This window comes from Pseudomonas sp. BF-RE-21, from assembly GCF_019947305.1.
Lineage (GTDB): Bacteria > Pseudomonadota > Gammaproteobacteria > Pseudomonadales > Pseudomonadaceae > Aquipseudomonas > Aquipseudomonas migulae.
In genome coordinates this window covers 1-22269 of record NZ_JAGYGF010000028.1, presented here as the reverse complement: position 1 = coordinate 22269, position 22269 = coordinate 1, and the positions used below count along the sequence as shown (strand labels likewise).

Here is a 22269-nt window from a genome sequence, read left to right as displayed (position 1 = left end):
GTTTTTTAGGTTTTTAGACCTTTAGGAGCACCCCCTTAATGAGCTTCGGCGCCGATGAAGAGATCCTTCAGGATTTCCTGGTTGAGGCCGGCGAGATTCTAGAGCAACTGTCCGAACAGCTGGTCGAGCTTGAAAGCCGACCGGATGATGCGGACTTGCTCAATGCAATTTTTCGCGGTTTTCACACTGTAAAAGGGGGCGCCGGCTTCCTCCAGCTCAACGAGCTGGTGGAGTGCTGTCACATCGCCGAGAACGTGTTTGACATCCTGCGCAAGGGTGAACGTCGCGTCGATTCGGAATTGATGGACGTGGTTCTCGAAGCGCTGGACGCGGTGAACGGTATGTTCAGCGAAGTCCGCGAGCGTGGCCCGATAACGGCCGCCACGCCTGAATTGCTTGCAGCCCTGGCCCGTCTGGCCGAGCCGCAAACCGCCGATCAAGCCGCACCTGTGGCTGAAGTGGTGGAAGAGCCGGCTGCCGAAGCCGAATCAGGCGACATCACTGATAACGAATTCGAACAACTGCTGGACTCGCTGAACGCCGTCAAGGCTCAGGCTGAGGCCCCGGCCGCTGCTCCGCTGCCGGCCGGCGATGCCGCGACCAGCGATGAAATCACCGATGCCGAGTTCGAGTCGTTGCTCGATCAGTTGCACGGCAAAGGCCAGTTCGCCGTCGACGCGGTGGCAGCACCCGCTGCGCCTGCCGCACCGGCTGCGCCGAAAGCGCCAGGTGACAGTTCCGACATTACCGACGATGAGTTCGAAGCACTGCTCGATCAGCTGCACGGCAAGGGCAACTTTGCGGTCGATGCACTGGAATCGGCCATTGCCTCGGTACCGACCCCGGCTGCGCCAACCGCAGCAGCGGCTGGCGGCGATCTGATCTCGGATCACGAGTTCGAATCGCTGCTCGACGAATTGCATGGCAAAGGCAAGTTCACTGAGGTCGGCACCGGTTCCGCTGCCTCTTCGGTAGCAACGCCCGTCGCCAAGGCCCCGGCACCTGTCGCCAAGGCGCCCGAGCCAAAAGCCGAAGCAGCGAAGCCTGCTGCCGCCGCTGCACCAAAACCTGCCGCCGCTGCTGCACCGGCGCCTGCCCGTGCAGCGGCCGCGCCGCCTGCGGAAAAACCGGCCAGCGAAGCCGAGACCACCGTGCGGGTCGACACCGCGCGTCTCGACGAAATCATGAACATGGTCGGCGAGTTGGTACTGGTGCGTAACCGCCTGGTTCGCCTGGGTGCCAACAGCGCCGATGAAGCCATGTCCAAAGCCGTGTCGAACCTCGACGTGGTCACGGCCGACTTGCAGACCGCGGTCATGAAGACCCGGATGCAACCGATCAAGAAAGTCTTCGGGCGCTTCCCGCGTCTGGTTCGCGACCTGGCTCGCCAGCTCAAGAAAGAGATCAACCTGGAGCTGGTCGGCGAAGAAACCGACCTCGACAAAAACCTTGTCGAGGCCCTGGCCGACCCGCTGGTCCACTTGGTGCGCAACTCGGTCGACCACGGTATCGAAGAGCCGGCCGATCGCGAAGCGATGGGCAAACCGCGCAGCGGCAAAGTGATTTTGTCCGCTGAACAGGAAGGCGACCACATCCTGCTGTCCATCTCCGATGACGGCAAGGGCATGGACGCCGACGTGTTGCGCGGCATCGCGGTGAAGAAAGGTTTGATGGACAAGGATGCGGCGGATCGCCTCAGCGAGTCCGACTGCTTCAACCTGATCTTCGCACCGGGTTTCTCGACCAAGACCGAGATCTCCGACGTGTCGGGTCGTGGCGTGGGCATGGACGTGGTGAAAACCAAGATCGCCCAGCTCAACGGCACCATCAATATCTACTCGACCAAGGGCAAGGGCTCGAAGATCGTCATCAAGGTCCCGTTGACCCTGGCGATCATGCCGACGCTGATGGTCATGCTCGGCAACCAGGCGTTCGCGTTCCCGCTGGTGAACGTCAACGAGATCTTCCACCTCGACCTGTCGACCACCAACGTGGTGGACGGCCAGGAAGTGGTGATCGTGCGGGACAAGGCGCTGCCACTGTTCTACCTCAAGCGCTGGCTGGTCAGCTCCGCCGCTCACGAAGAGCAGCGCGAAGGCCATGTGGTGATCCTTTCGGTGGGCACCCAGCGGATCGGCTTCGTTGTCGATCAACTGGTCGGCCAGGAAGAAGTGGTCATCAAGCCATTGGGCAAAATGCTCCAGGGAACCCCGGGCATGTCGGGCGCCACCATCACCGGTGACGGTCGCATTGCGCTGATTCTCGATGTTCCGAGCATGCTCAAGCGTTACGCCGCACGGCGTATTTGATTCTGGGGGAGCGGGGCGACGAAGCCTCGCCCCCGCCTAACGGAGTGTTTATGGTAGTCAAAGTCCTGGTGGTGGACGATTCGGGGTTTTTCCGCCGCCGCGTCTCGGAAATTCTTTCAGCGGATTCGAATATCCAGGTCGTCGGTACGGCGACCAACGGAAAAGAGGCGATCGATCAGGCCCTGGCCCTCAAGCCGGACGTGATCACCATGGACTACGAGATGCCGATGATGGATGGCATCACGGCGGTGCGGCACATCATGCAGCGCTGCCCGACCCCGGTGTTGATGTTCTCCTCGCTGACGCACGAAGGCGCCCGGGTCACCCTGGACGCGCTGGATGCCGGCGCGGTGGATTTCCTGCCGAAGAATTTCGAAGACATCTCGCGCAATCCCGAGAAGGTCAAGCAACTGCTGTGCGAGAAGATTCTCAGCATCTCGCGCAGTAACCGTCGTGTCAGCGCCTACAGCGCGCCGGCACCGGTCGCTGCACCCGCGCCGACACCTGCGCCTTCCAGCATCGGCAGTTATGGCAGCAGCGCACCTGCTCGTCCGGCACCGGCACCGATCCCGGCTCGCACATTCGCAGCCAGCCCATCGTCGCCAGCGCCGAAACGCAAAGCCTACAAACTGGTTGCCATCGGTACGTCCACGGGCGGCCCGGTTGCCCTGCAACGGGTTCTGACCCAGCTGCCGGCCAATTTCCCGGCCCCGATCGTGTTGATCCAGCACATGCCGGCCGCCTTCACCAAGGCGTTCGCCGAGCGTCTGGACAAGCTCTGCCGCATCAGCGTCAAGGAAGCCGAGGATGGCGACATCCTGCGTCCGGGCCTGGCGCTGCTGGCGCCGGGTGGCAAGCAAATGATGATCGACGGCCGTGGCGCGGTGAAAATCCTGCCGGGCGACGAACGTCTGAACTACAAGCCGTGCGTGGACATTACGTTCGGTTCGGCTGCCAAGTCCTACGGTGACAAAGTTCTGGCGGTGGTACTGACCGGCATGGGCGCCGACGGTCGTGAAGGCGCGCGCCTGCTCAAGCAGGGCGGCAGCTCGATCTGGGCTCAGGATGAAGCCAGCTGCGTGATCTACGGCATGCCGATGGCCATCGTCAAAGCCGAACTCGCCGATGCGGTGTACGGTCTCGACGACATTGGCAAGCACCTGGTCGAGGCGTGCATCTGATGGACGTACTCAGCCTTATCGGGATCATCATGGCGTTCGTCGCCATCATCGGTGGCAACTTCCTTGAAGGCGGCCATCTCGGCGCGCTGGCCAACGGTCCGGCAGCGTTGATCGTGCTCGGCGGGACCGTCGGCGCGGCGCTGCTGCAATCGCCGATGAGCGCGTTCAAGCGCGCCATGCAGATTGTTGGCTGGATCCTGTTCCCGCCGCGCGTGGACCTGGCCGGCGGTGTTGACCGCGTGGTGAACTGGAGCCTGACCGCCCGCAAGGAAGGTCTGCTCGGTCTGGAAGGTATCGCCGACGCCGAACCCGACGCCTACTCGCGCAAAGGCCTGCAACTGTTGGTGGACGGCGCTGAGCCGGAAGCGATTCGCAGCATTCTGGAAGTGGATTTCTACACCCAGGAAAGCCGCGACATCGAAGCCGCCAAAGTCTTCGAAAGCATGGGCGGCTACGCGCCGACCATCGGCATCATCGGTGCGGTGATGGGGCTGATCCACGTCATGGGCAACCTGGCCGATCCGTCGCAACTGGGTAGCGGCATCGCCGTGGCCTTCGTCGCCACCATCTACGGCGTCGCCAGTGCCAACCTGGTGCTGTTGCCGATTGCCGCCAAACTCAAATCCGTTGCATTGCGTCAGTCGCGTTATCGCGAAATGTTGCTGGAAGGCATCCTGTCGATCGCCGAAGGTGAAAACCCTCGCTCTATTGAGTTGAAGCTTCAGGGCTTCATGGATTGATGGGAGTAATGGACTATGGCACGCCGTCGACAACCTGAAGAACATGTAAACCATGAACGCTGGCTCGTTTCCTATGCCGACTTCATTACGTTGCTGTTCGCCTTTTTCGTGGTGATGTACTCGATTTCTTCGATCAACGAAGGCAAGTACAAGATCATCTCGCAAGCGTTGATCGGCGTGTTCACCGATTCGGATCGTTCGCTCCAGCCGATCCCCATCGGTGAGGAGCGTCCGAAAACCGTGACCCCGGCCAAGCCGCTGGTCAAGGACAGCGAACAGGTCGACGCCGGCATCGCCGGTGCCAGCGACCCGCTGAAAAGCATTGCCGATGACATCAGCGCCGCGTTCGGCGACTTGATCAGCTCCAACCAGATGACCGTTCGCGGCAACGAGCTGTGGGTCGAGATCGAACTCAATTCCAGCCTGTTGTTCGGCAGCGGCGATGCCATGCCCAGCGACATGGCGTTCAACATCATCGATAAGGTCGCAGTGATCCTGAGGCCGTTCGACAACCCGATTCACGTCGAAGGTTTCACCGACGATCAACCGATCCGCACCGCGCAATACCCGACCAACTGGGAGCTGTCCTCGGCCCGTTCGGCGAGCATCGTGCGGATGCTGGCGATGCAGGGGGTAAATCCTGGTCGTTTGGCGTCGGTGGGTTACGGCGAATTCCAGCCGGTGGCCAACAACGCGACCGCCGAAGGCCGTGCGCGCAACCGTCGTGTGGTGTTGGTGGTGTCACGAAATCTTGATGTCCGTCGCAGCCTCACAGGCACCGGAACCGCTCATGCGCAACCGGATGCCGCGTTGAAGCGTGCTGGCACACAAACTGCACCTGCACCAGTCAAGTCGCCGGGACGAGAGAGCGCCGTCAATTCTCCGTCACCCGCATTAACACGTTGAGCTATTTCCCGGTCGAATCGACCGGGAGGAACAATCCGAATGAGAGTCTGGGCCGTTGCCAATCAAAAGGGTGGTGTTGGTAAAACCACTTCCTCTATCGCTTTAGCCGGGTTGCTGGCTGAGGCGGGCAAGCGCGTGGTCGTGGTCGATCTCGATCCCCACGGCTCGATGACCAGCTACTTCGGTTACGACCCCGACAGCCTGGAACACAGCAGCTACGACCTGTTCCTGCACCGGGGCAGCGTGCCGCAAGGCTTGCCCGGTCAGTTGCTGTTGCCCACCAGTCACGCGAGTATTTCCCTGTTGCCGTCCAGCACCGCGCTGGCGACGCTTGAGCGCCAGTCGCCGGGGCAGAGTGGTTTGGGCCTGGTGATTGCCAAGAGCCTGGCGCAATTGTGGCAGGACTTCGATTACGCGGTGATCGACAGCCCGCCGTTGCTCGGCGTGCTGATGGTCAATGCCTTGGCGGCCAGTCAGCAATTGGTGATTCCGGTGCAGACCGAGCACCTGGCGGTCAAAGGCCTGGAGCGCATGGTCAATACGCTGGCGATGATCAACCGTTCGCGCAAGCAGCCATTGGCATTCAACATCGTGCCGACCCTGTTCGACCGGCGCACGCAAGCGTCGCTCGGGACCTTGCGGGTGTTGCGCGACAAGTATCCGGAAGAAATCTGGCAAGGCTACATCCCGGTCGATACGCGTTTGCGCGACGCCAGCCGTGCCGGCGTGACGCCTTCGCAATTCGACGGCAAGAGTCGCGGCGTGCTGGCCTATCGCGCGCTGCTCAAGCACTTGCTGACGCAACAATCCGTTGCGCAGGTGGCGTGAGATGAATCGCCCGGTAAAAATCACTTCCCGTCCGCAACTTGCGCTCCAGTCCTATCTGGACAGCTTGTTGATGGACGCAACCGAAGAGTTGCCGCCGGAAGTCGAAGCGATTCCCGAGGTGGTCGAGGTTGAGGCGGCGCTGGACGAATTCCAGGCCGCGGTGCTTGAAGAACAGGCGCGCGATGCGCAGAAGCCGGCCGAGAAACCGCCAACCGTTGCCGCGCCGGTCACCGCACCTGTGGTGAAAGCCCCGGTGGCGCTGATGGAAGCGCCGGTCCCGGCCCTGGCGCCGGTATCGACCATCGCACCGCTGCTGCAAGCGCTGGTACCGCCGACCGCTCCGCTGCAGCAAGAGCTGGTACCTCCGACCGCACCGCAGTTGCAAGCGCTCGTGCCGCCGATCGTCGAAGTCCATCTGCCGCCGAGCAACACGCCGCCGCCAGTGGAAACCAACGGCCGTCCTGCATGGGCCGCCGAGCCGTTCGAATGCCTGTTGTTCGATGTCGCCGGGTTGACCCTGGCGGTGCCGCTGGTGTGCCTGGGCTCGATTTATTCCCTGGCCGGTCAGGAACTGACACCGTTGTTCGGTCAGCCGGAATGGTTCCTCGGGATTCTGCCGAGCCAGGCCGGCAACCTGAAAGTGCTCGATACCGCCCGTTGGGTCATGCCCGACCGCTATCGCGATGACTTCCGTCAGGGCCTGCAATACGTTATTTCGGTTCAGGGTTACGAGTGGGGGCTGGCAGTGCATCAGGTCAGCCGCTCGTTGCGCCTGGACCCGAACGAAATCAAATGGCGCACCCACCGGGGTCAACGGCCATGGCTGGCGGGCACGGTGATTGAACACATGTGTGCGTTGCTCGACGTTTCCGAACTGGCCGAGTTGATCGCCAGCGGTGGGGCGAAGCACATGGGCGGCGGCAAGCCGTCCCACAAACCGACATAAAAAACACGCGGGGCAAGTGACTTGCCATCGCACTGAACACACACCGCTAGGGCGGTTTTTCGAGGGGTCAGGGTATGAATGATAAGGCGTCGTCTGCAAAAGGTTCCGAAGATCCGATCCTGCAATGGGTAACCTTCAAGCTGGACAATGAAACCTACGGCATCAACGTGATGCGCGTTCAGGAAGTCCTGCGTTACACCGAAATCGCCCCGGTCCCGGGTGCCCCGAGCTATGTGCTGGGCATCATCAACCTGCGCGGCAATGTGGTGACCGTGATCGACACCCGTCAGCGCTTCGGCCTGATGAATGCCGAGATCAGCGACAACACCCGGATTGTCATCATCGAAGCCGACAAGCAAGTGGTCGGGATCATGGTCGACAGCGTGGCTGAAGTGGTTTACCTGCGTCAGTCGGAAATCGAAACCGCGCCGAACGTGGGTAACGAAGAGTCCGCCAAGTTCATTCAAGGCGTGTGCAACAAGAACAACGAATTGCTGATCCTGGTCGAGCTGGACAAGATGATGAGCGAAGAAGAATGGTCGGAACTGGAGAGTATCTGATTGATTCTTGAGGTTGCGGTCATTGTCCTGTTCCTCTTCTGGGCAGGCACGCTGGCAATGTTTCTGGCGTACATTCGCGGTCAGCGGCGGATCGCTGCGCAACAGGCCGAGGGCGATGCGCTGCGCGATCAGCGCATCAAGGACCTGGGCAAACGCGTTGACAACTACCAGAACGGCAGCGTGCGCATGGGTGAAGACCTGCACGAGCTGCGCGCGGTGGTCGGGCCGTTGCCGGACAAGCTGGCTCAGCTTGAACAGCGCGACCCGTCGAGCCTGTCGTTTGCCCAGGCAGCGCGCCTGGTCGGAATGGGCGCGAGCGTCGATGAACTGACTCAGTCCTGCGGCTTGACCCAGGCTGAGGCGGAGTTGATGAGCAAGCTGCACAAGAACTGACAGCGCTTTTGTAGGAGCCGGCTTGCTGGCGATAGCGTCCGAAAGGGCGCTGCAAGACTCAAGGCCGCTTCGCCGGCAAGCCGGCTCCTACAGAGTTTGGTGTGTTCCCGGATTTTTCACACGACGGCGCACTTGTAGGAGCTGGCTTGCCAGCGATGGCGTCCGAAAGGGTGGTGCAAGCCTCAGGACCGTCTCGCCAGCAAGCCGGCTCCTACAGGTCAGTGGTGTTCACAGGTTCGTGCTACACCACAAAAAACTGTAGGAGCCGGCTTGCCAGCGATGGCGTCCGAAAGGGCGGTGCAAGCCTCAGGGCCGCCTCGCCAGCAAGCCGGCTCCTACAGGTCAGTGGTGTTCACAGGTTCGTGCTACACCACAAAAAATTGTAGGAGCCGGCTTGCTGGCGATGGCGTCTTCGAAACCTCAGTAATCATCCCCGCGATCGGTGATGTCCTTCTCGATCATCGGCGCACTCGGGTCATGCCCTGCCGGAAACTTGCCTTTCAAATTCCAGGCAAACGCAATGATCTCGGCGATCGTGCGATACAACTCCTCCGGAATACTGTCCCCAAGCTCCATCCTCGCGAGCAATTTCACCAGCTCGGCATTTTCGTAGATCGGTACTTCATAATCGCGGGCAATCTTGAGGATTTCTTCCGCCAGTTCTTCGTCGCCCTTGGCCGTGAGGGTAGGGGCGTGGGTGCCGTCGTATTTGAGGGCGATGGCCTGGCGTGGAGTATCGGGATTTCTCATGCGGTTTCGTCGACCCAGCGTTGTTCCAGACGGGTTTGAGGACCTTGCGGCGGTGTGCCAAGGTGGCAATCGAGATCGCCGACATTCAGGCCAGATGCCAGCAAGCGTTCGCGCAGCCCGACAAGATTGCTCTCGATCAGACTCGCGGTGTACGGCCGCTCGGCCCACAGCTGGCTGGACAGACTGCCGTTGATCAACTGCGCCTGAATCTGCAGCGGCCCCAACGGCTCCATGTCGAATGCCAACTCGACGCGCCACAGTTGTTGCTTGGGCTCGCGTTCGTCACGGCGTTCATTGGGTTGTTCTTTCTCCGGTGCTTCCTCGCGCTGGAACTTGACCTGCAACGGCACGATGTCTTGCATATTGCGCATCGGGATTTCCAGCTGCCAGGTGCTCATCAGCCGACCGTCGTCTGTGACGCCGGTTTGCTCCAGGCTCGACAGTTGATGGCTTTGCAGGCGTGAAACTGCCGCTGCCGCCAGACGCAGCAAGTGCTCCAGATCACCTTCGCCGTCCGCGCTCTGCAGGAAGCGTTCCGGCAAAGGAAAGCTGGTCGGCTGCGGTTTGGCGCTGACCTGGCCAAGCATGCCCAGGGCGCTACGCACAAAGCTAGGCATGGTCTGGGCCAGCGTGTTGGCAGCGATGATCGCATTGAGGTTGGTGTTGGCCGGCAACCCCGGTGTCAGTTGCGCGATCAACTTCAGCAAATCACCTTTCATGTCCGGTGCCAGCGTAGGATTCGTCCCGGCGAGCAGTTTCGCTTCAAGGAACAGCCCGCTATTGGCCAGCGCCTGGGCCAGGCCTTTTGGCGTGCTGAGTTGCTGCACGTCCGGCAGGCCGGCGAGCAACTTGTCCACGGCGACACGCAGGTCGCTGGACGTCTGATTCGAGGCTGGCAGGTTTTGCAGCAGTTTCAGTAATCCGTCCAGCGAGCCCTGGCGGCTCTGTTGGCTGACCAGTTGTTGAGTGACTGCCAGTTGTTCCTGGCGGCTGCTCAGCGGGACGAATTTCAGGGTCTGGGTGTCTTGCACCAGCGCGCTCAGCAAGGTGCCGATGCGCAGCGGCGTCGGGCTGTCGATGTTCAGGGTGCTGCCGCTCAGCGCCGTGTTGAGCAGGCTCACCATTGAACGAAACACCGTCGGCTGGCCCGGCACTTGCGGCAGCACCTGGGAGGTCAGCACTTTGCCTTGCAGCAGGGTGCCCACCGGCAGTTGTGTGGTATCGATGCGGGTGAGGGTGGCGACGCTGGAGGCAATGGCTTGTTGCACCGTCACGGCGAGGTTGCCGGCCGATGGCTGGGTAATTGCCAGGTTCGTGCCCTGTGGCAGCGGTTGGCTGCTGGTGGCCTGAACCGTGGTCTGACGGCCGCTTTCAAGGGTGACCTTGAGCAGCAGTTGAAAGGACTGATCCGCCTGCTTCAGCGACAGCACTTCGGCTTTGGCGGTCTGCCCGACGGTAATCAGGCCCTCCATCGGCGTCAGCAGCTTGAGCAGTTCGCCACTCACCACCTGCGGTCGCGATGTCGCGGGCGTGGTCGGTGGTAGCGGGAGGATGTTCATTTCGCCTGTCATACGCGGTCACAACCTGAGGAAATTGCCCTCTTTAGAGTGGGGCATGGCATGTATAATGCCGCCCGTCTTTCACAGAGTGGCGAAAACATTGCATTTGTTTGACGCAGCTCTCTAGAACAGGCCGCCAATGCATCTATGCTGCATCTCTTTAGCGGCCGTTCCGCCGCCGACTTGAACCGTAAAGGCCCGTGATCTCTTGACCAGTCCTGTCCTGCAAACCGTTGCCCTTGCTTGTGAGCGAGACCTTCGACTGCTCTTCGAAAATCTCGAATTGAGACTGGCCAGTGGCGAAATGTTGCAAATCAGCGGCCCCAACGGCAGTGGCAAAACCAGCCTTTTGCGTTTGCTTTCGGGCCTGATGCAACCGACCGCCGGTCAAGTGCTGCTCAATGGCCAGCCGCTGAACGAACAACGCAGCGAACTGGCGCGCAATCTGCTGTGGATCGGTCATGCCGCGGGCATCAAGGATCTGCTGACCCCCGAAGAAAACCTCAGCTGGCTCTGCGCGCTGCATCAACCGGCCTCCCATGAAGCCATTTGGGCAGCGCTTGCTGCTGTCGGACTGCGCGGTTTCGAAGATGTTCCGTGCCACACCCTGTCCGCCGGTCAGCAACGCCGCGTGGCCCTGGCACGGTTGTATCTGGACAGCCCGCCGCTGTGGATCCTCGACGAGCCGTTCACTGCGCTCGACAAGCAAGGCGTGGCGCAACTCGAAGAACACCTGGCCGCGCACTGTGAGCGTGGCGGCATGGTGGTACTGACCACGCACCACACGCTGAGTCGAATGCCGACCGGCTATCGCGACATTGATCTGGGGAATTGGGCCGTATGAGTGTTTTCGGCCTGTTGGTCGCCCGTGAGGCTCGCTTGTTGTTCCGCCGTCCGGCGGAATTGGCCAATCCGTTGGTGTTCTTCGCGATCGTGGTTTCGCTGTTCCCGTTGGCGGTCGGTCCCGAGTCTCAATTGTTGCAAACCTTGTCTCCGGGACTGGTCTGGGTGGCAGCCCTTTTATCGGTTTTGCTCTCGCTGGACGGGCTTTTCCGCAGTGATTTCGAAGACGGTTCCCTTGAGCAGTGGGTCCTTTCGCCGCACCCCCTGCCTCTTCTGGTTTTGGCCAAGGTACTGGCACACTGGGCCTTCTCTGGTCTGGCACTGGTTTTGCTCGCTCCACTGCTGGCGTTGATGCTCGGTTTACCCACCGCCTGTCTGCCCGTGTTGCTGCTTTCCCTGTTGCTGGGTACACCGGTGCTGAGCCTGCTCGGTGCGGTGGGCGCGGCCCTGACGGTAGGCTTGAAGCGGGGCGGCTTGTTGCTGGCGCTGCTGATTCTGCCGTTGTACATCCCGGTGTTGATTCTCGGCAGTGGTGCCTTGCAGGCGGCATTGCAGGGCATGCCGGCGATCGGTTATCTCCTGTGGCTTGGTAGCCTGACCGCCCTGGCGATAACCCTGACACCTTTTGCAATAGCTGCTGGCCTGAAGATCAGCGTCGGCGAATAATGAGGTCTGGTTAAATTTTAACCAGTAAAGACCCTAGGCTGCTTGTGATAACGAGCAGCAACCGTGATGGAAACAGTAATGAACTGGACCTGGTTTCATAAGCTCGGCTCACCCAAATGGTTTTATGGCATCAGCGGCAAACTGCTGCCGTGGCTGAGCATCGGAGCGTTGCTGCTGATCAGCATTGGTGTCGTTTGGGGCCTGGCCTTCGCGCCGCCGGACTACCAGCAAGGCAACAGCTTTCGCATCATCTATATCCACGTTCCCGCCGCCATGCTGGCGCAGTCGGTCTACGTGATGCTGGCGGTGTGCGGCATCGTCGGGCTGGTGTGGAAAATGAAACTGGCCGACGTCGCCCTGCAATGCGCGGCGCCCATCGGAGCCTGGATGACCGCCGTGGCGCTGGTCACCGGCGCGATCTGGGGCAAACCGACCTGGGGTTCGTGGTGGGTCTGGGATGCACGACTTACGTCCATGCTGATTCTGCTGTTTCTGTACTTCGGTCTCATTGCGCTGGGCAACGCCATCAGCAATCGTGACAGCGCGGCCAAGGCCTGCGCGGTGCTGGCGATTGTCGGCGTGATCAACATCCCGATCATCAAATACTCGGTGGAGTGGTGGAACACCCTGCACCAGGGCGCGACCTTCACCCTCACCGAAAAACCGGCGATGCCGGTTGAAATGTGGCTGCCATTGCTGCTGACGGTGCTGGGTTTCTACTGTTTCTTCGGCGCGGTTTTGCTGCTGCGCATGCGCCTTGAAGTGCTCAAGCGCGAGGCCCGCGCCAGTTGGGTGAAAGCCGAAGTGCAGAACAGCCTGGAGGCCGCTCGATGACTTTTGCTTCATTCGGCGACTTCCTCGCCATGGGCCATCACGGCCTGTATGTCTGGTCAGCCTATGGCATTAGCCTGGCGGTGCTGGCCCTCAACGTGGCGGCGCCGATCCTGGCCCGCAAGCGGTATCTGCAACAAGAGGCGCGTCGTCTGCGCCGGGAGAACGGCAAGTGAATCCGCTGCGCAAAAAGCGTCTTATCATCATTCTCGCGATCCTGGTCGGTGTCGGCGCTGCCGTCGGTCTGGCCCTGAGCGCCCTGCAGCAGAACATCAATCTGTTTTACACCCCGACGCAAATCGCCAACGGCGAAGCGCCGCAAGACACGCGTATCCGTGCGGGCGGCATGGTCGAGAAGGGGTCGCTGCAACGTTCCGGCGATTCGCTGGACGTGAAATTCATCGTTACCGACTTCAACAAGTCCGTGACCATCAGTTACCGCGGCATCCTTCCGGACCTGTTCCGCGAAGGGCAGGGCATCGTTGCGCTGGGCAAACTGAACGCCGATGGCGTGGTGGTGGCTGACGAAGTGCTGGCCAAGCACGATGAGAAGTACATGCCGCCAGAAGTGACCAAGGCTTTGAAAGACAGTGGTCAATCTGCTCCAACGCCCGCGAAGGAGGGTTGATCGATGACATCTGGAATCTTCATTCCTGAACTCGGCCATCTGGCCATGATTCTGGCGCTGTGTTTCGCGCTGGTTCAGGCCGTGGTGCCGTTGCTCGGTGCCTGGCGCGGTGATCGTTTGTGGATGAGCCTGGCCCAGCCGGCCGCCTGGGGGCAGTTCGCGTTTCTGCTGTTCGCTTTCGGTTGCCTGACCTACGCGTTCATGGCCGACGACTTCTCCGTCGCCTACGTCGCCAGCAACTCCAACAGCGCCTTGCCGTGGTACTACAAGTTCAGTGCAGTGTGGGGCGCGCACGAAGGTTCGTTGCTGTTGTGGGCATTGATCCTCGGCGGCTGGACTTTCGCCGTGTCGGTGTTCTCCCGGCAGTTGCCGCAAGTGATGCTGGCGCGGGTGCTGGCGGTGATGGGCATGATCAGCACCGGTTTCCTGATGTTCCTGATCCTTACCTCCAACCCGTTCGCACGGATCCTGCCGCAGATTCCGGCGGACGGTCGTGACCTCAACCCGCTGCTGCAAGACATCGGCCTGATCGTTCACCCGCCGATGCTGTACATGGGCTACGTCGGTTTCTCCGTGGCCTTCGCGTTCGCCATCGCGGCATTGCTCGGCGGTCGACTCGATGCGGCGTGGGCGCGCTGGTCGCGTCCATGGACCATCGTCGCCTGGGCCTTCCTCGGCATCGGCATCACCCTCGGTTCGTGGTGGGCTTACTACGAACTCGGCTGGGGCGGCTGGTGGTTCTGGGACCCGGTGGAAAACGCCTCCTTCATGCCTTGGCTGGTGGGCACTGCGTTGATCCACTCGTTGGCGGTCACGGAAAAACGTGGCGTGTTCAAGAGCTGGACCGTGTTGCTGGCCATCGCTGCGTTCTCGTTGAGCTTGCTGGGTACATTCCTGGTGCGTTCCGGCGTGCTGACCTCGGTTCACGCCTTTGCCTCCGATCCCGAGCGCGGCGTGTTCATCCTGATTTTCCTGCTGTTCGTGGTCGGCGGCTCGCTGACGCTGTTTGCCCTGCGCGCGCCGGTGGTGAAGAGCCATGTCGGCTTCAACCTCTGGTCTCGCGAAACCTTGCTGCTGGGCAACAACCTGGTGCTGGTGGTAGCGGCGTCGATGATCCTGCTGGGCACCTTGTACCCGCTGATTCTCGATGCCATGACCGGCGCAAAACTGTCCGTAGGCCCGCCGTACTTCAACGCGCTGTTCATTCCGTTGATGGCGTTGCTGATGGTGGTGATGGCGGTTGGCATGCTGGTGCGCTGGAAAGACACTCCGGTCAAATGGCTGATGAGCATGTTGACCCCGGTGTTGCTCGGCAGCGCCGCGCTGGCCGTGGTGGCTGGCGTCGCTTATGGCGATTTCAACTGGGCAGTGATCGCGACGTTCATGCTGGCCGCCTGGGTGTTGCTGGCCGGTATCCGCGACATTTTCGACAAGACCCGCCACAAAGGCCTGATCAAAGGCCTGCCGACCCTGACTCGCAGCTATTGGGGCATGCAGCTTGCGCATTTGGGTATCGCCGTGTGTGCGCTCGGTGTCGTGCTGTCGAGCCAGAACAGCGCTGAACGTGACCTGCGCCTGGCACCGGGCGAGTCCATGGACCTGGGCGGTTATCAGTTCGTGTTCGAAGGCGCCAAGCACTTTGAAGGCCCGAACTTCACCTCCGACAAAGGCACCGTACGGGTGATCCGCGACGGTAAGGAAATCAGCGTGTTGCACCCGGAAAAACGCCTGTACACCGTGCAGAACTCGGTGATGACTGAAGCCGGGATCGACGCCGGGTTCACCCGCGACCTCTATGTCGCACTCGGCGAACCGCTGGGTGATGGCGCCTGGGCCGTGCGCGTGCACGTCAAACCGTTCGTGCGCTGGATCTGGTTCGGCGGTCTGCTGACCGGTTTGGGCGGGCTGCTGGCGGCGCTGGATCGTCGTTATCGGGTCAAGGTGAAAAGCCGCGTGCGTGAAGCATTGGGCATGACTGTACCGGGGGTTAGTTGATGAGTGTTGATAGCAAACGCTGGCTTGTAGTCGCGTTGATTGTCTTTGTGCTTGGATGCTTTGCTGCTGTTGTAGTTATACAACTGAATAAGGGCGACCCGACTGAATTACCTTCGGCAATGATCGGCAAGCCGTTCCCGGAGTTTTCCCTGCCCGCGGTGCAGGGCGACAAGACCCTGACCAAGGCAGATATTCTCGGTAAACCGGCGCTGGTCAACGTGTGGGGCACCTGGTGCATTTCCTGCCGGGTCGAGCACCCGGTGTTGAACAAACTGGCCGAGAAGGGCGTGGTGATCTACGGCATCAACTACAAGGACATCAATGCGGATGCCTTGAAGTGGCTGGTGGAGTTCCACAACCCGTATCAACTGGACATCCGTGACGACGAAGGCACGCTGGGCCTGAACCTCGGCGTATACGGCGCTCCGGAAACCTTCTTCATCGACGCCAAGGGCATCATCCGCGACAAATTCGTCGGCGTGATCGACGAGCAGGTCTGGCGCGAAAAACTGGCGGCCAAGTATCAGGCGCTGGTGGACGAGGCCAAGCCATGAAGCGCTGGATAGCTGCCGCTGTATTGGGCTTGAGCATGGCCGGCGTGGCGCACGCGGCCATCGACACCTATGAGTTCGCCAAAGAAGGTGATCGCGAGCGTTTTCGCGAGCTGACCAAAGAGCTTCGTTGCCCCAAGTGCCAGAATCAGGACATCGCCGATTCCAACGCACCGATCGCCGCCGACCTGCGCAAAGAGATTTTCCGCATGCTGGGCGAGGGCAAGGACAATCAGCAGATCATCGATTTCATGGTCGATCGCTACGGTGATTTCGTCCGCTACAAACCCGCACTCAACGCCAAGACTGCCTTGCTCTGGTTCGGCCCCGCCGGCCTGCTGCTGGGCGGTTTTGTGATCATCGCCGTGATCGTCCGCCGCCGTCGCGTCCAACGCGCTGATGCCAAGGATGAGCTTTCTGCCGAGGAGCGCGAGCGCCTCGATCAACTGTTGGATAAAACCAAGAATGATTGATTTCTGGCTCGCTGCAGGTCTGCTGCTTCTGGTTGCCCTGAGTTTTCTGCTGATCCCCGTTCTGCGTGGCCGCCGCGCCCAGCTTGAAGAGGATCGTACCGCCCTGAACGTAGCGCTGTATCAAGAGCGCGTGGCTGAGTTGCAATCCGAGCAGGAAGAGGGCGTGCTCAACGCAGCGCAACTGGAAACCGGTCGCGCCGAAGCTGCTCGTGAGTTGCTCGCCGACACCGAAGGCGCCGATGCACCGCGCGCGGCACGTCTGGGCAAACCGTTGCCATTGCTGGCGGCGATTCTGGTGCCGGTGTTGGGGCTTGGGCTCTACCTGCATTTCGGCGCCAGCGACAAGGTTGAACTGACCCGCGAATTCTCCCAGGCACCGCAGTCGATGGAAGAGATGACCCGCCGTCTGGAACGCGCCGTCGCCGCTCAACCGGATTCGGCCGAAGGCCTGTACTTCCTGGGTCGTACTTACATGGCGCAGGATCGTCCCGCCGACGCGGCGAAGATCTTCGAGCGCACGGTGAACCTGGCCGGTCGTCAGCCGGAACTGCTCGGCCAATGGGCGCAAGCCCAGTACTTCGCCGATGGCAAGAAGTGGTCGGACAAGGTTCAGGCCCTCACCGACGAAGCGCTGAAAGCCGATCCGAAGGAAGTCACCAGCCTTGGCCTGCTCGGTATCGCCGCGTTTGAAAGCGCGCATTATCAGGACGCCATCGATTACTGGAATCGCCTGTTGGTGCAACTGCCGCCGGAAGACGGCTCCCGCGCCGCGCTGCAAGGCGGTATTGCCCGGGCTACCGAGAAACTCGAAGCCAGCGGCGGCAAGGTTGCCCAGGCGCCTGCGCCCAAGGTTGCGGCGCTGCTCAAGGTCAGCGTCGATCTGGCGCCAGAGCTCAAGGCCAAGGTTCAGCCGGGTGACAGCGTGTTCATTTTCGCCCGCGCCACCTCGGGGCCTCCCGCACCATTGGCCGCCAAACGCCTGACCGTGGCCGACTTGCCGGCGACCGTCGAACTGGGCGATGCCGACGCAATGATGCCGCAGTTGAAACTGTCGAACTTTCCTGAAGTCCAACTGGTTGCGCGTATCTCACGGGCCGGCCAACCGACTGCCGGCGAATGGATCGGTCGCAGCCAGCCTCTGGCCAGCAGCACCACCGCGGCGCAAAAACTGACCATCGACAGCCCAGACAAATAACAGGAACCACCGCCATGACCGCCATTGCTCGTATTACCCTGCTCAGTCTGGTTTTGGGGTTAAGCGCGTGTGCGGTCCAGCGCCCCGAGCCGACGTCGCTGCCACCGATCCCGCCGTCGCAGCCCCGCCCGACGCCGTCAACGACACCGACGCCAGGTAAGCCAAGTATTCCGGCCAAGCCCGCCAAACCGATGCCACGCACCTCGGCCAGCTTCGCACCGCCACCGGGCGGTAACAGCCATTGGGATCAAAAGCTCGGCGTATATGTGCTCGATGACCAGACCAACACCTTCTACCGCCAGCGCACGTACTACCGCTGGAACAACGGCTGGAGCCGCTCGATCAGCCCGAACGGGCCATGGGAAGACACGGACATCCATGGCGTACCCGGTGGGCTGGGACGGCAATTCGGGCAGTAAATGGAAACGGCGATCTACGGATCGCCGTTTTGCTGTCTGGAGTCTGTGAAGGACGTTCAGAGAATGGCGCGGTACTCGGTCAATGCCTTGCTCGATTGAACCAGGCCCTGACGCAGCAGAAGTTCAAGGTAACTACTGACATCCATCGGCGACAGCTTCAGCTGCTTGCGCTGCCGTTGTGCCGCCTCGATCACTGCCGCCGGATCGAGATCAAAAAGGTTATCGACGAACTCGTCAGGATGCTGAGCCTCAATACCGAAGGGGCTCAGGGCGGTGCAGGGGAAATCTTTCTGGTTGAAGGTGACGATGACGCTGGCATTACAGTGAATGGCAACAGCCAGGACGTGTCGATCATCGACGTCGGGTAGCGTCAATCCTTCAATAAGCTCTTCGTAACCGGACACGCAAGCGTCGGGTAATGCCTGATCCATCAGTTCGGACGTGCGGTTCAGTTGTCCTGTGGTCAGATCCGGACGGTTTTTGAGCAAATTGCGTTTCCATTCGTTGTGTATCTCCATTGTCCATTTCGCTCTAAAACGTCCGGAGAGTGCAAGCCACATCAAAAAATCTCTCAGGGGCGCGGGGTACAGCACACATGCGTCATATACAGCGGTAAAAGAGGAGTGCCTCACTCGTATCCTGTCCTTAACGCTTGTGCCTGCTCGGCGAGCAGCATCATTGCTTGCTCGCTGGCGGTATCGCGCCGGTTTTTATAGTCCATCAAATCGGCAAAGCGCACACGTCGGTGCTTGCCGGTTTTGTGGTAGGACAAGTCGCCGGATTCGAGCAGTTTGATCAGGTGCGGGCGTGAGACGTTAAGCAGATCAGCCGCTTCCTGCGTCGTCAGTTCAGCGTGAACCGGGACTACTTTGACAGCATTGCCCGCAGCGAGCGCTTCTAGGATATCGACTAGCAAACGAAGAGCCGAAGTGGGTAATTCGACGCTGTGAGCCTCATTCTGTTCGTCGAAAATCTGGATGCGCTGTGTTTCGAATTGAGTGGCAAGGTAGGCCGCCAATGCGCGCTGACCTTCAATAGCAGCCTGCACTTCGCGCTCCAGCGGGAGGTTTATCGTCGGATGGAGGGTGGGTGACATGATGGTTCCAGCCTTCTGAGTAAGCGAAGCTGGCAGGCTATTCGAAATAATCGAAAATCGCAATAAACGAAACAGGTGCTCTCAGACCCTTTTTACCAACAACCCCTGCACATACTCCACAAACGCCCGAGCCTTGGCGCTGGCCATCCGCCCGGTTGGAAACACCGCCCACAGCTCCTGAACCGGCAGCGTCCACTTCGTCATCACCTCCCTGACCACTCCGCTGGCCAGCTCCGGTGCAAACATCCATGCCGACGCCATGGTCAGCCCTTGATGGGCCAGCGCCGCTTCACGCAGACCTTGCGCGGCGCTGACACGAATCCTGCCGCTGACGGTGACGGTTTGTTCTTCAAGCAGCCGGACCGCTCCTACAGGGACCTGTGTTGTGGGTCAGAACGCCGCTTTGCCTATTGAAGAACCACCGTCTACAAACAGCGTCTGGCCGGTGATGAATCCACTCTGTTCGGACAGCAAAAATGCAATCGCGGCGGCAATTTCTTGCGGTTGTCCCAGACGCCCCATCGGCACACCGGCCAGATAACGCGCCTCGCCCTCGCTTCCCGGCGGGTTGTTGGCGCGGAACAGTTCCGTTTCCGTCGGTCCCGGTGCCACGGCGTTCACCGTCACGCCGGTTTGCGCCAGTTCCAGCGCCCAGGAGCGCGTGAAGCTGATCAACGCCGCTTTTGCCGCTGCGTACGCCGTGCGCTGGGTAATCCCGAGCACCGTCAGGCTGGAAATGTTCACCACCCGACCCCAACCCTTGGCGCGCATGTTCGGCAGCAGCGCCTGGGTAGCCTGCAACGCTGAATGCAGGTTGACCCGCATTACGTCATCGAACGTATCGAGGTCGATTTCTCCCAACACTTGCGGGCGTACCAGGCCGACGTTGTTGACCAGCCCATCGAACTCGTAAGTCCCGGCCAGGTCCGCCAGCACTTCCTGAGTGAGTGCCCTGTCGCTCAAATCCAGCGGAAACAGGATGCCGGGAAAACTCAGGTCAGGCGTGCGGGCAATGCCGACCACCCGGTGTCCGGCGCGGTCCAGGTGTTCGGCCACCGCGCGGCCAATACCTTTGCTGGCGCCGGTGATGAGAAAAGTACGTCGGGTCATTGCACACTCCTTGAACAAAACATGCCGCAGGTCAGGCGGCATTTGAACCGGTCAACCGCGAACCACATCCCGCATCGCTTCAGGCTCCGGACGCTGAGTGTAAACCGGGAATACCTCGGGGTGATTGCTGACGCAGAGCGAAAGCATTCATTCTCGGGGAGACTTGCCCGCGAAGCTTTTGGATGTCTATGCCGTCGCCAGTGAACGCTCCTGTGAAACACCCAAAAACCGCAACAACGCCAGCAGTGGAAACGCGCTACCCACAATCACGATCCACAACCAGCCGCCGTGTTCGTACACCGCACTGGCTACCGAGGAGCCAAACGCGCCGCCGATGAAGATGCTGGTCATGTACAACGCGTTCAGGCGACTGCGGCTTTTGGCGTCGAGGGCGTAGACCGCCCGTTGGCCGAGGACCATGTTCATCTGTACGCAGAAGTCGAGCACCACGCCGGTGACGGCGAGGCCGATGACGCTGTAGGCCGGATGGATGAATGCTGGCAGGAAGCTCAGGCTGGCGAACAGCAGCGCCAGCAGCGAAGCGATGCGGGTGTGGCCAGCATCGGCGAGTCGACCGGCGATGGGCGCAGCGATGGCACCGATGGCGCCGACCAGGGCGAAAATCGCGATCTGGGTTTGCGACAAGCCATGATTACGCGCCAATTCCAGCGGCACGGCGGTCCAGAACAGGCTGAACGTGGCGAACATGCAGCCCTGATAAAACGCGCGCTGGCGCAATACCGGTTGCTGGCGCAGCAGCGTCCACAGCGAACCGAGCAACTGACCGTAGGAGGCGCTGTGATCAGGCTGGCGCTTGGGAATGGTCATGGCCAGCACGATGCTGATGGCCGCCATCAACCCCGCCGCAATCACAAACATCGCCCGCCAGCCGAAGTGGTCAGCCACGACGCTGGACACCGGTCGCGCCAGCAGGATCCCCAGCAGCAAACCGCCCATGATCCCGCCGACCACTCGACCGCGAGACTCCTCCGGCGCCAGGTGCGCGGCCAGTGGAATCAGGATCTGTACCGACACCGAGCTGAAACCCACCAGCAACGAGATCAGCAGAAACACATTCGGCTGATCGGTGAACGCGGCGCCCAACAGACTGGCAATCGCCACCACGGTGGTGGTGATCATCAGTCGGCGGTTTTCCAGCAGGTCACCCAGCGGCACCAGGAAGAACAGGCCCAGCGCGTAGCCAATCTGGGTCAGCGAAACGATCAGGCTGGCCATGGTGCTGGTCAGGCCGATGTCGGGCGCGATCAGGCCGATGATCGGTTGCGCGTAGTAAATGTTGGCAACGATGGCGCCGCAGCAGAAGGCAAACAGCAGCACCATGCCTTTGGTCATTGTCGCGGCGCCGTGGGGCGCCTGAGTCGCTGAGTTCATAACGTGTCTCGCTGAACAGAAAGGAATGCGTGAAGGCTAAGTGGCAGGCCGAGTCGGCGGAAGAGGGATTGGAGTGATAGCAATCATTCCTTTGCGGAATGAGTGGCGCTGGAACCTGCGCCTGAATTTCAAGATCCGATGATACATTCACTTACATCTTGTTCGATAGCGTGCTTATGTTCTCTCTTACGACCCATCACCGGAAGGCACTTTCATGAACGCGATGTTCCGTTACCTGATTCGCGGCACTTTGATCGGATTGTTCATGGCAAGCCTCGCCCAGGCTGCAGACGCACCGGGCATGCGCATCGGCGTACGCGGCGAGATCACCGGGGTCAGCCCCGACGTGTTGAAAGTCCACGTCAACAGTGGCGAAAACGTGGTCATCAACCTGACCAAGGACACCAAAATCCGCGCCGTCACCCTGGCCAATATCGAAGACATCAAACCGGGCAGCTACATCGGCTCGGCGGCCATTGCGCAGGAAGATGGCTCGCTCAAAGCGCTGGAAGTCCACGTCTTTCCGCCGGAGCTGGCCGGCAGTGGCGACGGCCATCGACCCTTCGACCTGGTCAAGGGCAGCAGCATGACCAACGGCAGCGTCGGTGATCTGGTGGTCAGTAATGGTCGGGTGTTGACCGTCAACTACAAGGGCGGACAGCAGAAGATTCTGGTGCCGGAAGATGTGCCGATCGTGAACCTGGTGCCTGGGGATCGCAGCTTGCTGAAGGTGGGTGTGAAGGTCGTGACGTTCGTGACCCAGAGTGCCGATGGAACGCTGACCGCCCAATCCATCTCGGCTGGCAAGGATGGCGTCACACCGCCGATGTGATGACAGGTGAAGTTCCCTGTGGGAGCGAGCCTGCTCGCGATGGCGGTGTATCAGTCACCATCAATG

At 60.8% G+C, this 22269-nt stretch carries 25 protein-coding genes and 1 pseudogene; 19 read left to right on the top strand and 7 right to left on the bottom strand.

All coding sequences use genetic code 11. The annotated features are described in order from the left end of the window. Nucleotides 1–38: 38 nt before the first annotated feature. The 8 genes from KGB25_RS18385 (at nucleotide 39) to KGB25_RS18350 (ending at nucleotide 7863) form a co-directional block, all read left to right on the top strand. Nucleotides 39–2309 carry a chemotaxis protein CheA gene (locus tag KGB25_RS18385; protein ID WP_223436145.1) on the top strand — a complete coding sequence of 757 codons (2271 nt, stop codon included), beginning with the start codon at nucleotides 39–41 and terminating at the stop codon, nucleotides 2307–2309. Between the two features lie 50 nt (nucleotides 2310–2359). Next, nucleotides 2360–3490 (top strand): chemotaxis response regulator protein-glutamate methylesterase, encoded by a 1131-nt coding sequence (locus tag KGB25_RS18380; RefSeq protein WP_008024614.1) that lies wholly within the window; start codon nucleotides 2360–2362, stop codon nucleotides 3488–3490. Beyond that, entirely contained in the window at nucleotides 3490–4230 is a 741-nt protein-coding gene (locus tag KGB25_RS18375; protein WP_008024616.1) for a flagellar motor protein, read from the top strand. The genes KGB25_RS18380 and KGB25_RS18375 overlap by 1 nt, the downstream gene beginning before the upstream one ends. A 15-nt stretch (nucleotides 4231–4245) precedes the next feature. Beyond that, nucleotides 4246–5136, top strand: coding sequence for a flagellar motor protein MotD (motD, locus tag KGB25_RS18370; RefSeq protein ID WP_008024618.1), 891 nt, complete (start codon nucleotides 4246–4248; stop codon nucleotides 5134–5136). A gap of 39 nt (nucleotides 5137–5175) precedes the next feature. After that, nucleotides 5176–5964 carry a ParA family protein gene (locus KGB25_RS18365; protein WP_008039835.1) on the top strand — a complete coding sequence of 263 codons (789 nt, stop codon included), beginning with the start codon at nucleotides 5176–5178 and terminating at the stop codon, nucleotides 5962–5964. A gap of 1 nt (nucleotide 5965) precedes the next feature. Beyond that, entirely contained in the window at nucleotides 5966–6910 is a 945-nt protein-coding gene (locus KGB25_RS18360; protein WP_223436143.1) for a CheW domain-containing protein, read from the top strand. Nucleotides 6911–6984: 74 nt separating this feature from the next. Continuing rightward, complete coding sequence (locus KGB25_RS18355) at nucleotides 6985–7470, top strand: chemotaxis protein CheW (RefSeq protein ID WP_008024622.1); 486 nt, start codon at nucleotides 6985–6987, stop codon at nucleotides 7468–7470. After that, nucleotides 7471–7863 carry a DUF2802 domain-containing protein gene (locus KGB25_RS18350; RefSeq protein ID WP_008039837.1) on the top strand — a complete coding sequence of 131 codons (393 nt, stop codon included), beginning with the start codon at nucleotides 7471–7473 and terminating at the stop codon, nucleotides 7861–7863. A gap of 420 nt (nucleotides 7864–8283) precedes the next feature. Here KGB25_RS18350 and KGB25_RS18345 read toward each other — a convergent pair whose 3' ends face one another. Then, nucleotides 8284–8613: an EscU/YscU/HrcU family type III secretion system export apparatus switch protein gene (locus KGB25_RS18345; RefSeq protein ID WP_008026830.1), complete on the bottom strand. Its 330-nt coding sequence runs from the start codon at nucleotides 8611–8613 to the stop codon at nucleotides 8284–8286. Beyond that, nucleotides 8610–10184, bottom strand: a complete 1575-nt coding sequence (locus KGB25_RS18340) for a flagellar hook-length control protein FliK (protein ID WP_223436141.1) — start codon at nucleotides 10182–10184, stop codon at nucleotides 8610–8612. Before KGB25_RS18340 ends, KGB25_RS18345 begins: the two co-directional genes overlap by 4 nt. 196 nt (nucleotides 10185–10380) lie before the next feature. Here KGB25_RS18340 and ccmA point away from each other — a divergent pair, with 196 nt between their 5' ends. The 10 genes from ccmA (at nucleotide 10381) to KGB25_RS18290 (ending at nucleotide 17773) form a co-directional block, all read left to right on the top strand. Beyond that, complete coding sequence (gene ccmA / locus KGB25_RS18335; protein WP_008026825.1) at nucleotides 10381–11016, top strand: cytochrome c biogenesis heme-transporting ATPase CcmA; 636 nt, start codon at nucleotides 10381–10383, stop codon at nucleotides 11014–11016. Next, nucleotides 11013–11681, top strand: coding sequence for a heme exporter protein CcmB (gene ccmB / locus KGB25_RS18330; protein ID WP_008026823.1), 669 nt, complete (start codon nucleotides 11013–11015; stop codon nucleotides 11679–11681). The genes ccmA and ccmB overlap by 4 nt, the downstream gene beginning before the upstream one ends. 78 nt (nucleotides 11682–11759) lie before the next feature. Continuing rightward, the gene (locus tag KGB25_RS18325; RefSeq protein WP_008026821.1) at nucleotides 11760–12515 is read left to right on the top strand and encodes a heme ABC transporter permease; all 756 of its coding nucleotides are present in this window, start codon (nucleotides 11760–11762) and stop codon (nucleotides 12513–12515) included. Further along, the gene (gene ccmD, locus KGB25_RS18320; RefSeq protein ID WP_008026820.1) at nucleotides 12512–12688 is read left to right on the top strand and encodes a heme exporter protein CcmD; all 177 of its coding nucleotides are present in this window, start codon (nucleotides 12512–12514) and stop codon (nucleotides 12686–12688) included. Before KGB25_RS18325 ends, ccmD begins: the two co-directional genes overlap by 4 nt. Further along, a complete protein-coding gene (gene ccmE, locus KGB25_RS18315; protein ID WP_008026817.1) occupies nucleotides 12685–13140 on the top strand; it encodes a cytochrome c maturation protein CcmE in 456 nt (151 codons plus the stop codon). Before ccmD ends, ccmE begins: the two co-directional genes overlap by 4 nt. Before the next feature lie 3 nt (nucleotides 13141–13143). Further along, nucleotides 13144–15135 carry a heme lyase CcmF/NrfE family subunit gene (locus KGB25_RS18310; protein ID WP_223436138.1) on the top strand — a complete coding sequence of 664 codons (1992 nt, stop codon included), beginning with the start codon at nucleotides 13144–13146 and terminating at the stop codon, nucleotides 15133–15135. Further along, nucleotides 15135–15689 carry a DsbE family thiol:disulfide interchange protein gene (locus KGB25_RS18305; RefSeq protein WP_223436136.1) on the top strand — a complete coding sequence of 185 codons (555 nt, stop codon included), beginning with the start codon at nucleotides 15135–15137 and terminating at the stop codon, nucleotides 15687–15689. The genes KGB25_RS18310 and KGB25_RS18305 overlap by 1 nt, the downstream gene beginning before the upstream one ends. After that, nucleotides 15686–16159, top strand: a complete 474-nt coding sequence (locus KGB25_RS18300) for a cytochrome c-type biogenesis protein (RefSeq protein WP_008026812.1) — start codon at nucleotides 15686–15688, stop codon at nucleotides 16157–16159. Before KGB25_RS18305 ends, KGB25_RS18300 begins: the two co-directional genes overlap by 4 nt. Next, the gene (gene ccmI, locus KGB25_RS18295; RefSeq protein ID WP_223436134.1) at nucleotides 16152–17354 is read left to right on the top strand and encodes a c-type cytochrome biogenesis protein CcmI; all 1203 of its coding nucleotides are present in this window, start codon (nucleotides 16152–16154) and stop codon (nucleotides 17352–17354) included. The genes KGB25_RS18300 and ccmI overlap by 8 nt, the downstream gene beginning before the upstream one ends. A 14-nt stretch (nucleotides 17355–17368) precedes the next feature. Beyond that, complete coding sequence (locus KGB25_RS18290) at nucleotides 17369–17773, top strand: hypothetical protein (protein ID WP_008039842.1); 405 nt, start codon at nucleotides 17369–17371, stop codon at nucleotides 17771–17773. A 56-nt stretch (nucleotides 17774–17829) separates the two neighbouring features. Here the strand turns inward: KGB25_RS18290 and KGB25_RS18285 are convergent, their stop codons facing one another. The 5 genes and pseudogenes from KGB25_RS18285 to KGB25_RS18265 form a co-directional block, all read right to left on the bottom strand. Further along, on the bottom strand, nucleotides 17830–18405 hold the full coding sequence (locus tag KGB25_RS18285; RefSeq protein ID WP_223436131.1) for a PIN domain-containing protein: 576 nt from the start codon (nucleotides 18403–18405) through the stop codon (nucleotides 17830–17832). After that, the gene (locus KGB25_RS18280) at nucleotides 18402–18869 is read right to left on the bottom strand and encodes a helix-turn-helix domain-containing protein (protein ID WP_008026802.1); all 468 of its coding nucleotides are present in this window, start codon (nucleotides 18867–18869) and stop codon (nucleotides 18402–18404) included. Before KGB25_RS18280 ends, KGB25_RS18285 begins: the two co-directional genes overlap by 4 nt. Nucleotides 18870–18950: 81 nt before the next feature. Continuing rightward, a pseudogene (locus tag KGB25_RS18275) lies at nucleotides 18951–19220 on the bottom strand (LysR substrate-binding domain-containing protein); the annotation flags it as partial. Nucleotides 19221–19259: 39 nt separating this feature from the next. Then, nucleotides 19260–19979, bottom strand: coding sequence for an SDR family oxidoreductase (locus tag KGB25_RS18270; RefSeq protein WP_008026798.1), 720 nt, complete (start codon nucleotides 19977–19979; stop codon nucleotides 19260–19262). 186 nt (nucleotides 19980–20165) lie between these two features. Beyond that, nucleotides 20166–21371, bottom strand: coding sequence for an MFS transporter (locus KGB25_RS18265; protein WP_223436129.1), 1206 nt, complete (start codon nucleotides 21369–21371; stop codon nucleotides 20166–20168). A gap of 214 nt (nucleotides 21372–21585) precedes the next feature. Here KGB25_RS18265 and KGB25_RS18260 point away from each other — a divergent pair, with 214 nt between their 5' ends. Beyond that, on the top strand, nucleotides 21586–22203 hold the full coding sequence (locus tag KGB25_RS18260) for a hypothetical protein (RefSeq protein WP_192226075.1): 618 nt from the start codon (nucleotides 21586–21588) through the stop codon (nucleotides 22201–22203). Nucleotides 22204–22269: the final 66 nt, after the last annotated feature.

Excerpts from the sequence above, each read along its gene's own strand:
- KGB25_RS18385 (WP_223436145.1), top strand. The coding sequence starts at position 39 with ATGAGCTTCGGCGCCGATGAAGAGATCCTTCAGGATTTCCTGGTTGAG.
- KGB25_RS18380 (WP_008024614.1), top strand. The coding sequence starts at position 2,360 with ATGGTAGTCAAAGTCCTGGTGGTGGACGATTCGGGGTTTTTCCGCCGC.
- KGB25_RS18375 (WP_008024616.1), top strand. The coding sequence starts at position 3,490 with ATGGACGTACTCAGCCTTATCGGGATCATCATGGCGTTCGTCGCCATC.
- motD (WP_008024618.1), top strand. The coding sequence starts at position 4,246 with ATGGCACGCCGTCGACAACCTGAAGAACATGTAAACCATGAACGCTGG.
- KGB25_RS18365 (WP_008039835.1), top strand. The coding sequence starts at position 5,176 with ATGAGAGTCTGGGCCGTTGCCAATCAAAAGGGTGGTGTTGGTAAAACC.
- KGB25_RS18360 (WP_223436143.1), top strand. The coding sequence starts at position 5,966 with ATGAATCGCCCGGTAAAAATCACTTCCCGTCCGCAACTTGCGCTCCAG.
- KGB25_RS18355 (WP_008024622.1), top strand. The coding sequence starts at position 6,985 with ATGAATGATAAGGCGTCGTCTGCAAAAGGTTCCGAAGATCCGATCCTG.
- KGB25_RS18345 (WP_008026830.1), bottom strand. The coding sequence starts at position 8,613 with ATGAGAAATCCCGATACTCCACGCCAGGCCATCGCCCTCAAATACGAC.
- KGB25_RS18340 (WP_223436141.1), bottom strand. The coding sequence starts at position 10,184 with ATGACAGGCGAAATGAACATCCTCCCGCTACCACCGACCACGCCCGCG.
- ccmB (WP_008026823.1), top strand. The coding sequence starts at position 11,013 with ATGAGTGTTTTCGGCCTGTTGGTCGCCCGTGAGGCTCGCTTGTTGTTC.
- KGB25_RS18325 (WP_008026821.1), top strand. The coding sequence starts at position 11,760 with ATGAACTGGACCTGGTTTCATAAGCTCGGCTCACCCAAATGGTTTTAT.
- ccmD (WP_008026820.1), top strand. The coding sequence starts at position 12,512 with ATGACTTTTGCTTCATTCGGCGACTTCCTCGCCATGGGCCATCACGGC.
- KGB25_RS18310 (WP_223436138.1), top strand. The coding sequence starts at position 13,144 with ATGACATCTGGAATCTTCATTCCTGAACTCGGCCATCTGGCCATGATT.
- KGB25_RS18305 (WP_223436136.1), top strand. The coding sequence starts at position 15,135 with ATGAGTGTTGATAGCAAACGCTGGCTTGTAGTCGCGTTGATTGTCTTT.
- KGB25_RS18300 (WP_008026812.1), top strand. The coding sequence starts at position 15,686 with ATGAAGCGCTGGATAGCTGCCGCTGTATTGGGCTTGAGCATGGCCGGC.
- ccmI (WP_223436134.1), top strand. The coding sequence starts at position 16,152 with ATGATTGATTTCTGGCTCGCTGCAGGTCTGCTGCTTCTGGTTGCCCTG.
- KGB25_RS18290 (WP_008039842.1), top strand. The coding sequence starts at position 17,369 with ATGACCGCCATTGCTCGTATTACCCTGCTCAGTCTGGTTTTGGGGTTA.
- KGB25_RS18280 (WP_008026802.1), bottom strand. The coding sequence starts at position 18,869 with ATGTCACCCACCCTCCATCCGACGATAAACCTCCCGCTGGAGCGCGAA.
- KGB25_RS18270 (WP_008026798.1), bottom strand. The coding sequence starts at position 19,979 with ATGACCCGACGTACTTTTCTCATCACCGGCGCCAGCAAAGGTATTGGC.
- KGB25_RS18265 (WP_223436129.1), bottom strand. The coding sequence starts at position 21,371 with ATGAACTCAGCGACTCAGGCGCCCCACGGCGCCGCGACAATGACCAAA.
- KGB25_RS18260 (WP_192226075.1), top strand. The coding sequence starts at position 21,586 with ATGAACGCGATGTTCCGTTACCTGATTCGCGGCACTTTGATCGGATTG.